We start from the raw sequence: 12,227 nt of genomic DNA, 5'->3' as shown, positions 1-12,227 counted from the left end.
TTTGCACCAGATCCTATTGGTTTCAGGCTTATTTGTTCCAAGAAAGGTTATCAAATACCAGTTTCATAAAATCCTCCTCTTAGCGCTACTTCCTATGCTTGAATTAAATACACGTATTCATGTGTAGAAATACATAATAGAGACTGAAATATATTTATCCAAATAGCCAATGAAAACAATAAAGTGTATTAATAATGGGCAAGTACGGAAGAAATGTTCATTATTTTAGAGAATAAGTACAATATAAAATATCTTTTTACTTCCGTTGAGAGTAGAATCCGCCAGCTCGACCTCCCGTGTTCGTTATTTTACCAATGCCAAAAAGTTGATATCATTTATACTAGTATGTGTGATACTCCATATGACTCGAACGTCAACACCGCAACTAGTTAAATTTTAACCACTTCCGAGAAGCTCAGCCGTGGCTGTGCTCAACTAGTGTGTTGTTTGGGTGTTATTTGTACACCCCTTATACGGAACTGAACAAAATCGTCAGTACTCTGTATACATAACTTTATAAAGCATTTGAATACGGGGTTACCCTTATTGGTTTACCTTGAAGTAAAACAATAAGATATTTGGTGTGGCTTATTTAAAGTAGAAAAATTAATCAAAGTTTATATCGAGGTAGAAGCAGGTTTGAAACATATTGCAGTGCGCTTGAAACGTTTTGTGGACTCTGAAATCGCATTTGGTTACAAAGAAACACACAAGTATAAAAGGCGCTTGGTAAATTCAAATATTGATCAGCGAGACCCAGCATTAAGGAACCTCACTGAGGGCTTGTATCAAAAAGGGCTCAGTTATGTTGTGGATGATTGCCAACTATACTGGTTTCAGATTGAGGATGGCAATTCGTTAGAATATTACCAAGGCAAAAACGAGGTGGAATGTGTATTTTATAGCGATTGGTTTGAAGAGCAAAAAACCAAAATTCGCTACTACCAAGGTATTCGTTATGTTGACGAATGCATTGCCTTAGCGGACCATTTTGATATTAAAGACCAGGATAGAAAAGTCGACTATGTCATATAAAACTGGCATAGATAAAAACTTATTCTAATAAGCTATACACAACATAAAGCCATTTACTTACTTAAAATCCCTTTATTTTGCCAAAAATAAAGGGCTGCTTGGCTAAACTCTGTGGCACTCTCTAACTGAGGATAATGGCCCACATCATGTAAGCGGGTTATATCTGGTTGAGAAATCAATTTCTCATAGTGGGCTGCCATATGCTCGCCAGAAATAGGATCGAGCACTCCTACGATTAAATGCAAGGGTACCGAGGCTTTTTGTAAAGCGCCAACCCAACGCTCTCGGTATTTCTTCCTCTCTTGAATATAGTAAATAATACGATGAAAATTCGTTGTACCGTTTTTATATCTCATCAGCAGCCACAAGTTTTGTAACTCTTCTTCGTTTATTGGCTTCGCACATATATGATCAAAGTTTTTTTTAAACTTTTTATAATTTGTTAATTTGCTAATTAAAAAACCGATAGGACTAAGAAGCAGCTTTTGCAACAGAAGAGGTCGATGCATTTCAGGAAATAATCCACCGTTACTCAGAACAACACTCAATACCCTACCCGTCTGCTGATGACGTGCTAATAGTTCTTGAGCAACCGTATCACCATAGTCGTGAGCCATTACATGAAAATGATCTATACCCAAACGCGCCAAGATTGCATCAAATATATCCGCTTGCTGCATGATAGAGTACTTTTGTCTAGGCTTATCACTAAACCCAAAACCCAGCATATCCACCGTCAATAATTGAAAATGTTGTTGTAAGTCAGCCCAGATTTTAGACCAATCCCAACTACATGTGGGAAAACCATGAACTAATAGCAGTACTGGAGCATCTTTATTAGCGTGAAACCGGTAAAATATCTCATGATCTTGAAAGTTAAAATATTGTCCTCCCTTTTCCCATTCACTGACACTTTGTTTCATCATATTATTGTTCTCATACATTGTGATAGGAGTAGGTGAACCTTCTGCTAAAGAGCTAAAAGACACAGAAAAAAGGCAAGAATAGCAGAAACACTTAGGGTCTGCAGGAAAACGCTAAAAAATAGAATTCGCTGATAAAATAGCGCGAGGGAGAAAAACGCTGAAAACGAAATAAACCTATAGTGATACCACTATAGGTTTATCGAATAACAGATAGTTAACTAGTTACAAGGTGAAGATCCGCACATACATACGCTAGCGTTGCTTCTACTGTTCTTACAATCAGTAGCGCGGTTACCAAAAATGTTCTTACATTGCTGCGTAGTGTCACACTGATCAATAATACTACCTCCGCCGGTGCGCACAACATCAATCCAGTTTAAATTGAAATTGCCCGATTGCACTTGAATCCGCAAGGTCTTATTGCCAGTAGAAAGCTGACCAATAGAAGTGGATTTGGTTTTCCAGCTTTGCCAGCCACCTGTAGACTCAACGCTTATAGCATTGCCGCGAGATACACCGTCAACTTCTATTGAAAACATACCGTTTCCAGGTTGAGAAGCCACTCGGGCATCAATTCTATATTCACCCGCCTGAGTAACGTTGATAGGAAATTCGAGCCACTCATTGCCATCTATCCAACCAACATTGTATCCACCATTGGCGTCTGTGGTAGTTTGAATATCGACATTATCACTACGGTAGGCGCGCCCAGCATTGCCTGGCGTCGTATCATAAAATTTGCTGTAATCTTCGGCTTGGATCTTGGCGGGCACAGATGTTCTGCCACCGGTGTTGCCACCTCCGCCAGAACCATTGTCGTCAACGAGTCGATAAGAACGAACCCAATCATAGAAAGTAGTTCGATCCTGGAAAGAGCCATTCATGCCGCCGTTGGCGGGAGGCGGGTTCCAATCATAGGTTTCAACAACCATTCTAAGATACATATCCAGGCTGAATTTAGCCGCAGGATTAACTCTGAATTTCTCGACACCGTCGAGGTAGAAGATGACTTCGGTAGGACTTTTCCACCAAGCACCATAAGTGTGGTAATCAGCAGAAGCCAAGCCACCAAGGTTGGCACCACCACCCTTCTGCCCTTCAGGATCACCACATGAAACGCGGCGACTGTGAGTATTTGAGTTCATGCGCCTCATTGTATTATTAATCCAGCTCTGACCACCGGAATTGAATCCCACAGTCTCGGTGATATCCAGCTCTGTTACTCTGCGATTACAACCAGTTTCCTCATTAGCATGATTAATTAACCAGAAAGTCGAGGACATAAACGTTTTATTCGCTTTCATTCTTGTTTCGAAATAGCCACGAAATGAAGCGGGTACTTTATTGATGGAGCGAACCAAACCACCTGCATGAGTCCAACCATTTCTTCTTTCATTAGGAGGTAGTATATCCGCTGTAATTCTTAGATTACCATTTTGTACCGTCACCTGGCTGGTTTTGAAAAGCCCTGGCTTTCGTCCAGCCCAATTAGGAGTATTCTTTGCCCACTTATTGGTGTTAAAGCCATTATTAAATTCGTCAGAAAGGTTATCGATAAGTTGCCATTTCTTTCCGGCCGGAGGAGTAGGAAGTGAAAGTGCGGTCTCGGTCATGAACAGCAACCCTACACATAGCAGCATTTTTTTCAAAGGTTTCATAGGTAAGTCCCGGTTGTTAAATATTACTTGTAATTGAATTTATCTTAATATTTAAATTTTTAGAATTAATTATTACAACATTAAAACACTAGTCGAGCTTCCAAAACGTGATAACGTTAATATATTAAGTATAAGAAAAACCTAAAAGCTAGTTAATAAAATATTTTCCTAAAAAATATTCGCTATATTCGCTCTTGGTCATACCAAAATCATATCTTAGAAAATCACAATAAACATTTGATAATTTATTTTTAAAACTTACAAGTATATTTTTTCATGTGGCTTAAAAAAATATAATTACTTGTATTTTTACAACCATCCCCTCTATGTTTTCTATTTTCAAAAAAGAAAAAATTAGAAAAACCTAACCAAAAAACACTTAAAATATAGAAGTAAAATTTTCGCAGTTTTCAAAGAAATAGATAATAAGAAATATATCTCTTCGATAAAAACACATACCTTAAATGTTTTTATCGAACAAACCTTACGTTAAAAATTTAGCAATAGTAGCAGAATACATATATTTGATTGTTGTAAACCTGTAGTCAGGTTTTCAAGAAATAGATTGTTTGATATAACATTATAGATTTTCCGACTTACTAAGAGTATGTAAAAAAATGTACGAAATTATTCATAGCCTAACAACAGGCACATTTATTGAAGCACATTACTCATAATATAAGTTTTTACTAGAGTTTATGCACCTTATAATCAACCAGATAACCGTATGGACAAGTATTTCTCACAAACAGATCTGTAAGTGTTCTCTAGAGAACTAGAAGAGCGCTACGCGGTTTAACACTAAGCGCCTTCAGCAGGCTCTAAACTATTTCAACAATCTTTATATCGTTAATAACAATACGATTAATCATCTATGTATATTAGAAGAGCTTAATAAGCACTTGAGAGCCCGGTGATGATGTTATATATCGAAGTGAAAATATTCGGCCCTTTGGCTATGATACATTTAAAATGCATGATGCGTCTCTTTTACTTTTTATATAGATTTGTGGTCAATCACAATTAATTCGGTACTGGCACACATTTTTTCATTGCACTTTCAATTCACACTCTCAATTTGCACTTCATTTTCAATCGCTGTTAATACTTGGGGAAATTTAGCTCCATCCCAATCTATTGAAAAAGTTATTGATTGTAATTCGCTGCAATAAATTCAGCATAGAAACTGGTATGTATAGAAAAATGATCATTTCATAAATAGGCAATACCAAAAATATACAATGATATTGTTTTATTCATTCATATAGAGGGTAAACGAAGCTTAGGATGAGCTGAACACCCATTACGTTAATTCTGAATCGATTGTGATGTTATTTTCTAGCAGAGGTGCTTATAAGGCTTCGACTATATGATATCTAAACCCATGTATTCCTATCACGTCAGTTTATTTAGGCTTTCAATATTTAACATTTATGATATTCATGCAATGATATATTTATACAACTATATGGAAGACTGTATAAGTAAAGCCTTAAACGACCAATGATTACCTTATACTAGTAATTAATAGGGTAATCCTTATAAGTATGCATGCAAATAATCGATGACCTTATCACTTTCTGCACGGATTTTATCGAGTTTCTCTATCGCATTAGCAAGGTTACCATCTCTCGATTGCGCTTCTAATTCCCAACTACATTCCACTAACTTAGCTGCACCAAAATTGCTCGCACTGCCTTTTATTGAATGAGAGAACAGCCTGGTCTGTTCGCTATCGTCATTAATAATTGCCTGCTCAAGCAGCTCTAAATTAGATTTTAATTGATCGTGGAAGCTGCGTACTACATCATTAATGGAATCACCAAGAAGCTGCTTGAGTTCACCAAATACCTTGGCATCTATCACTTTTAGCTCAATCTCCTCTTCAGCTTTGGGCTCTTCTATTCGGCGATTAGGAATATACTGATTACCATATTCGCGTGTATTGTTCTTCAATGAGAGTGTGCTGGGCTCCTTCGCATCTGCTTCTAGCCAACGTGCTACCGTTTCACCTAATTCGAGACGACTCAGCGGTTTAGGAAGATAATCGTCCATACCATGCGCTAAGCATTTTTCTTTTTCTCCACTTGAGTTATTTGCCGTCATGGCGACTATGGGGATATGCTCATCTTTTCCTTGCTCTTGTTCACGAATATTCATCGTCGCTTCATAGCCATCCATTACGGGCATATGACAGTCCATAAGCACAAGATGATATGTTTCTTTGCGAAGCTCATCCAGGCATTCTTTACCATTATTAACCACCTTTGCATTGCAACCTAGGGTTTCAAGCATTCTAGTTGCCACTAACCAATTAGTTTCATTATCTTCACAGACCAATATTTTCTTATCACCGTAAGATTCTTTCGGTACTTCGAGTACATGTACGTTACTTTCGGCGCGATGTGAATATGAGGGATCATCACAATATAGCGCGTCAACCATACAATCATACAATTGCTTACGCCTGATAGGCTTAGATAAATAATGATTAATTTCTACATTCTTAACAAAAGATGAGGTTACCGAACGCTGTGCCATCACAATGACTGAAATGGAGCGCAAATCCAATACTTGGCCAAGTTTTTCTATCAATCGATTAAACTCACTAAACTCTTCATCAATGATAATCACATCATATTTGAGATTTTCTCCCTGCGGCTTTTCTGTTTTTCTCAAGGTATCTGTAATCGCCGTGGTTACATCTATGGAAGTCGCATAGGGTTCTAACATATTGCATATACTTTTACTTAATATGGGCTCCTCATTAACGAGCAATATATCGAGTTTGGCATTTGTCAGGTTTTGATATTCCTCTTCAACATAGTGCTTATCATCAGGCTCGAGGGGCAATTTAAACCAAAAGTTACTGCCGCTACCCAACACACTATCAATCCCGATTTCGCCATTCATAAGGGATACCAGTTGGCGAGAAATTGATAACCCTAAACCTGTGCCACCAAAGCGTCGTGTTGTAGAATTATCAGCTTGGGAAAATGCTTCAAATATTCGCTCTTTCGCCTCATCTGAAACGCCTAGCCCGGTGTCTTTAACATTAAAGATAATAATGGTGTTGTTGTCATTACTTTCAACTGAGATACCCACATACACATACCCCGCTTGAGTAAATTTAAGAGCATTACCTACCAAGTTTATTAAGATCTGCTGTATTTTTTCAACATCACCAAATAATCGATTAGGCACATCAGCATCGATAATATAAGAAAACTCTATACGCTTTGATTGTGCCTTACTGCCAAGCAGCGCAATAATATCATCGAGTAAATCCACCAAATTGAATTCACAAATTTCAACGACAGCATGCTTAGATTCACCTTTAGAAAAAGCCAATACATCATCAATCAAGGTCAACAGCGACTGAGCAGACTTCTTGGCAATTCTGACATACTCTGATTGGGTTTCCGTTAGACCGTAATCGGGCAATAGTTCAAGCATACCTAACACGCCATTCATAGGCGTACGTAATTCATGACTAACATTGGCAGCAAACTCGCCCTTTGCCCGCGCAGATTCAAAAGCTTCATCTCTAGCCAGTTTTAATTGTTTCGCTCTATCATTCAGAACATCCATCATCGAGTTAAAAGCTTCTATCATCTCAAAGATATCTCTCGGCCCACCCAAAGTGGCCCTTACCTCTTCCTCCCCTTCCTTAGCCGCCCTCATAGTTCTAGATAGATTATTTATAGGATTAGTCAAACGTTGAGTAATAGCTAAAAGGGTGAGTAGCAAAATAAAAGCAAGTATTATAGAAATAAGGAGGTTGTATGAAAAAATATCAGACGTTATCTTGTTAAGAGATTCCTTACCAATATACAGTTTGACGTAACCTATTAGCTGTTTATCATCATCAACACTGATACCATCGGATTCAATTTCAAGATCCTGATCTTCATAGAAGACATCATCCAAACCTTCATCGTCTTGCTGACTCTCTTGTTCCCGACCAGTATACACAGGAGACACAAATTCCCAGCCCCGGCTATCTTCTGATAATAATGATGATTCACCGGGCAATAGCAGTTTTGAATCTTGTTTCTTCGAGTATTTACCAACGTTATACAGCACCGTCATATCTCGTTGTATAACCTCTACACCGAGAACATCGGGAAAGGATAAAAATACGTCGCTCACCTCTGCAGCGCCATCATGACTTTGATAAAGAAGCGCCAGTGTACTTTGTTCAGCAAAAGTTTCTGTCAATTTCAAGCCTTCGCTAACGATTCTTTTATACATGGCTCGTGAGGAGACGTTCGAAATTACAAGCGTCGAGACAAAAGCCAAAATTAAAATACCTGCGCTAAAGATAATACTTAATTGATGTTGAAATTTTAATTTGCTAAACATTTTTGCCACTTAAGATATAATGTTCATTTCGAAGTTTTCTCATTTCAGTTGCGGTGGAAAAATAAGGGAGTACCGCCTTTTTTTATCTTCATCAAAATGGATACCTAAATGAGAGGCAGTACGGATATTAAGACCAGCATTTAGCTCTTTGGAGAGCACAACATGCGGCTCTATATCAGGATTGCTATGAATGTTGTTTAATATTTCAATCAAATATTCACCCGTTTTCTTATTATTTGGGTACAAAGAAAATAGTGCGCCTTTTTTTACATCAGTTAAATTACTTGAAAAAACAATAAATTTTTTCTTCCAAGCATCTCGTAATATTTCATTTAGTATGGCTTTTTCTATAGACTTTCCCGTTTTTGCCATCCAGAGAGCTTCGGTTTTAGGGTTTATTTTTCTTAGAACACTACGGTACATTTCAGCCATTTCGACAACATCTGACGCCCCCAAAGTCACTAGGTTAAAACCTAAATCATGTGCACTTAATGCAGCGATATCCATAAGTTCATCTTGTTTCCCTTCTTCAAAAACCACATATATCGTTTTAATAGCTTGATTGACAGTGCCAAGCTCTTGAAATAACTTTTTAGGTTCAGGCACAAGTGAGATAGCAAAAAAATCCCGTGACTTGTCTGGGTTAATGGCCGACACACCAAAGACTATCGATAAATCATCCTTATTTTCTAATTGATAAACTATATTAACTCCCCTATTACCTAGACCAACAACCTTGACCACCTTCTTTTTATCTATCCATTTTTTAAGCTTTTCTGAGGTTGCACCTTTTTCCACTTCGTACATTAGAACATTATTATTTGTCGACGCTTTTATTTCATCGATTATCGAAAGGAATATCTTGTTGTAAGGAGCTCTAACTTTAGGATATACAACGGCTACATCGTCTTCCCCTGCAAACGTCAAAGAAACGTTAACAGAAAGGAAGATACTAACTAGCAATAAAAAAACATAAGTCAAGTGAGAAAAGAATTTTGAGAAACGATATTCTATCCGATGAGCGCCTACTGAAGTTTTACAATGACTCTCCTCTGGGTAAGGTTTTGCTTGCCTAAAAAACTTCAATTTCATAGAACGGCGATAGAATTCCTGTTTGAAAACTCATACGATTTAAAAACAAATTGCCATCTTGTAAAACCTTATTAAGACAGGCGCTTAAATCCCAGATAACCACTATGCCCTACTATATATATTTGACTAAAAATCATTAGTATTAAACACCCACGAGCATAATAAGCTGCCCGTCTATGGGACAGTTAACTTGAGTATAGATATAAAATTGATAGTTGATAAAAGAAACCACGCGAACAGGCGCGGTTTTCAAAAAAGAGTGGCGCTGCTACTATTAGGCATTAACAACTGCCTCTAAAAGCACTTCTAATGATTGATTCCCGCGGTTCTCATGGGGCCCCATTATCATCTAAGGAAAGCCTATAGAATACGCTTTATATTACTAATACATATATCAAGCTGAAGCATATAAACCATTCTGCGAATGTAGAATGCAACTTTTAGAGAACATCAAATAGAAAATGGCAGCATAATAACTAAAGGAAATTAAAAATATAAAACTAAAGTTCTAATTCGCTTTGTTCAGCGCTTTAATTCTGACACCAATAGGAGGCACTTCCTCACAGTCCACCCTAACATCCAATAATATCGGGCCCTTACTCAGAGTGTTGTGATCAAAGCAAAGTTGTTGTAGATCTTGTGGCGACTTTATAAGATGGCTTTTAATCCCCATCGACTGCCCCCAAAGAGAAAAGTCAACACTTGGCAAGGTTGTCCCTATCATTTGTGCCCCAGACATTCTTTGACCGTGCTTCACCATCCCTAGTGCACTGTCATTCAATATAACAAACACAACAGGTAAATTGTGTTGTAAGGCTACAGTAACTTCCGAGCCGTTCATCAGCATACTACCGTCGCCCGTAATGCATACTACGGGGCGTGAAGTATTGGCAAAGGCTGCACCTATAGATGCCCCTATCGCCCATCCCATAGAAGAAAACTCTATCGTTACTTGAAATAAATCAGCATTATTTTTACGACGCCCCGACTTTATTCTCTCGGCGTATTTATCATAATCGTGGATACCACGCCGCTCGGACATACGTTGATTTCGAGGGTTGAGATAGTGTATTGCCCAAGCCATGCTACTGCCTGTATCGGCAAAATATCCAGTACCTACAGGAAACATCTCCGGAAGATATGTCATTAGAAACTGGGGCTTAATTTTATCCTCTGATGCCACCAAGTGCTCGGTTAGTTTACGATCCATGTATTCCTTAAATATTTTCTTATTATTGCTCGTTTGAGCTTTTCGATAATTTTCTTGTAAGTATATAAGTAGAGACTCAAATATGGATTTAACATCACCCCGAACATGCAAACGAGCCATCGGAGAATAGGTTAAATTCTTTATCATTGAGTCGACGTGTATTAAGCGATCACTAAAAAGTTCTTGCCAATCCCAACCATTACTTGACCACTCACCTAAGGTAGTGCCGGCAGCAACAATTAAATCTACATCTTCTTCCAGCATAACTTCGTGTGCAATTTCATGACCAGCGAATCCGACAACTCCTCGATAAAGCGGATGATCAACGCTAATTAGCCCCATCCCATCAGGGGTTGTCACCATTTGCGCATTTAACAAAAAGGCAATCTTTTCTATAATACTGACAGCGTCGTAACACTTCACTCCAACAATAAATACAATCTTTTTTGCTCTGATAATGTTGTCATATAAACTATCTAACGTTTTTTTATCGGCATTACCTTCTGGAGTAATGAGTGAGAGTGGTGTTTGGTAATGAGGAAACTTATCCGCAGGGGTTCTTAACACGTCGATGGGAATACTGATATGTGTTGGACGAGATTCGCTCATTGCCATCATTATCGCAGCGGTTAACTTTTGCTGCAGCTGGTCTACATGGCTAACCATGGTGTTGTAAACTGTGCAATGTTTAAACATACCGATAATATTAATGCCGGTATCTGAAGATTCCTGAAAAGCTCCACGACCAAAGTTGCTTAATGCTGTTTGAGCGGTGATAACCAACATTGGAATAGAATTTTCGTAAGCCGCCGCTACACCTGTAATTAAGTTGGTAGCACCGGGGCCTGTTGTCGCACAGCAAACCCCTAATCTACCACACGAACGCGTATAGCCATCGGCCATAAACGCAGCCCCTGTTTCATGGCGAGTGACAATGATTTTAGTTTTTCCTTGCCTTTCGCTTCGCGCTAACGAATCGAATAAAGGTTCAATTGCTCCACCAGGAATGCCAAAAACGTATTCCACACCAATATTGTGCAAATAATCAATGAGTACGTCACCGGCAGTCAAACTATAACTTTCGATAGCTCGATCCTCAAAGTTAACTGTTAAACAAATATAAGAAGCAATGCTCACTGACAGCAACATTATTTCTTAAATTAATTTATAGCCGCAATAAAGATTACAATTTGAATTGAAAGCACGATAAGTAATGAGTAACAAAAAGCTAATCACCAGCAAGTTAATTGCCAATAAAAGCTATCTCGAAGTAGCGTTATCCTAATCAACATCCTATCTAAAACTCTTCCAAGCCTCAATCCAACTCCCTAAAGCCCCTTAAATAATATAATTTAAGCCTCACATTGGCTTTAAACTATTACAAAATTATTTTTGATAAACAATTCATTTGTACTTATTATCTGAAACAACTTAATACCCGAAATAACTTAATATCTGAAACAGCTCAATATTAAATTTATCTATTGATCAAATAAAACTACTACTGCAAATAAAACCATTACCAAAGTAGTATTATTTAGATTAAACAAAATTATCCTTTTAATCGTATCGTGTCGTCCAAATAAAATCAATCGCTTGCAGATGTAATATTTGAAACACTTTTGTTTAAAATGATTTATAGCAAATAAATTTTCATCGAAGAAAAAATAAAAAATGATTCTTGCGCCAAACAGCAGCTAATGTCGAGCGCCGCCAATGGCGCGAATTAACATATAATATTTTATAATAAAAATCTAAAAGCTTTTTTATTCTATGTGGAGAGTTTTATTTTACTGGCATCGCGAAGAAGTTTGAGGCGGGCTATGAGAAGCTTCAAAGTTATTATGAATATTTAGTAAATGTTTCAAACTATATTCATACATTGATTCAGCCCGGCGAAGCACCAGGCTGAATGTGAATAAAATACCAATCCAAGATGAA

Annotated in this window: 6 protein-coding genes; 1 reads left to right on the top strand and 5 read right to left on the bottom strand. The window is 37.7% G+C overall.

Going from position 1 to position 12,227, the window contains the following annotated elements:
* Nucleotides 1-639: 639 nt before the first annotated feature.
* On the top strand, nt 640-1,035 hold the full coding sequence (locus BVC89_RS14760; RefSeq protein WP_086931927.1) for a hypothetical protein: 396 nt from the start codon (nt 640-642) through the stop codon (nt 1,033-1,035).
* A 53-nt stretch (nt 1,036-1,088) separates the two neighbouring features.
* Here the strand turns inward: BVC89_RS14760 and BVC89_RS14755 are convergent, their stop codons facing one another.
* The 5 genes from BVC89_RS14755 to BVC89_RS14735 all read right to left on the bottom strand — a co-directional run bounded on the left by BVC89_RS14755 (nt 1,089) and on the right by BVC89_RS14735 (nt 11,435).
* Entirely contained in the window at nt 1,089-1,961 is an 873-nt protein-coding gene (locus BVC89_RS14755; protein ID WP_086934627.1) for an alpha/beta fold hydrolase, read from the bottom strand.
* Between the two features lie 218 nt (nt 1,962-2,179).
* Complete coding sequence (locus tag BVC89_RS14750) at nt 2,180-3,619, bottom strand: carbohydrate-binding protein (protein WP_086931926.1); 1,440 nt, start codon at nt 3,617-3,619, stop codon at nt 2,180-2,182.
* Nucleotides 3,620-5,158: 1,539 nt separating this feature from the next.
* Complete coding sequence (locus BVC89_RS14745; protein WP_086931925.1) at nt 5,159-7,984, bottom strand: response regulator; 2,826 nt, start codon at nt 7,982-7,984, stop codon at nt 5,159-5,161.
* A gap of 39 nt (nt 7,985-8,023) precedes the next feature.
* Nucleotides 8,024-9,076: an ABC transporter substrate binding protein gene (locus BVC89_RS14740; protein ID WP_086931924.1), complete on the bottom strand. Its 1,053-nt coding sequence runs from the start codon at nt 9,074-9,076 to the stop codon at nt 8,024-8,026.
* A gap of 508 nt (nt 9,077-9,584) precedes the next feature.
* Nucleotides 9,585-11,435 (bottom strand): thiamine pyrophosphate-binding protein, encoded by a 1,851-nt coding sequence (locus BVC89_RS14735; RefSeq protein WP_086931923.1) that lies wholly within the window; start codon nt 11,433-11,435, stop codon nt 9,585-9,587.
* Nucleotides 11,436-12,227: the final 792 nt, after the last annotated feature.

This window comes from Agarilytica rhodophyticola, from assembly GCF_002157225.2.
GTDB classification, from domain to species: domain Bacteria; phylum Pseudomonadota; class Gammaproteobacteria; order Pseudomonadales; family Cellvibrionaceae; genus Agarilytica; species Agarilytica rhodophyticola.
The sequence above is the reverse complement of the archived record's forward strand: the minus strand, read 5'-3'. Positions and strand labels throughout refer to the sequence as shown.

Excerpts from the sequence above, each read along its gene's own strand:
- BVC89_RS14735 (WP_086931923.1), bottom strand. The coding sequence starts at position 11,435 with ATGTTGCTGTCAGTGAGCATTGCTTCTTATATTTGTTTAACAGTTAAC.
- BVC89_RS14745 (WP_086931925.1), bottom strand. The coding sequence starts at position 7,984 with ATGTTTAGCAAATTAAAATTTCAACATCAATTAAGTATTATCTTTAGC.
- BVC89_RS14755 (WP_086934627.1), bottom strand. The coding sequence starts at position 1,961 with ATGATGAAACAAAGTGTCAGTGAATGGGAAAAGGGAGGACAATATTTT.
- BVC89_RS14750 (WP_086931926.1), bottom strand. The coding sequence starts at position 3,619 with ATGAAACCTTTGAAAAAAATGCTGCTATGTGTAGGGTTGCTGTTCATG.
- BVC89_RS14740 (WP_086931924.1), bottom strand. The coding sequence starts at position 9,076 with ATGAAATTGAAGTTTTTTAGGCAAGCAAAACCTTACCCAGAGGAGAGT.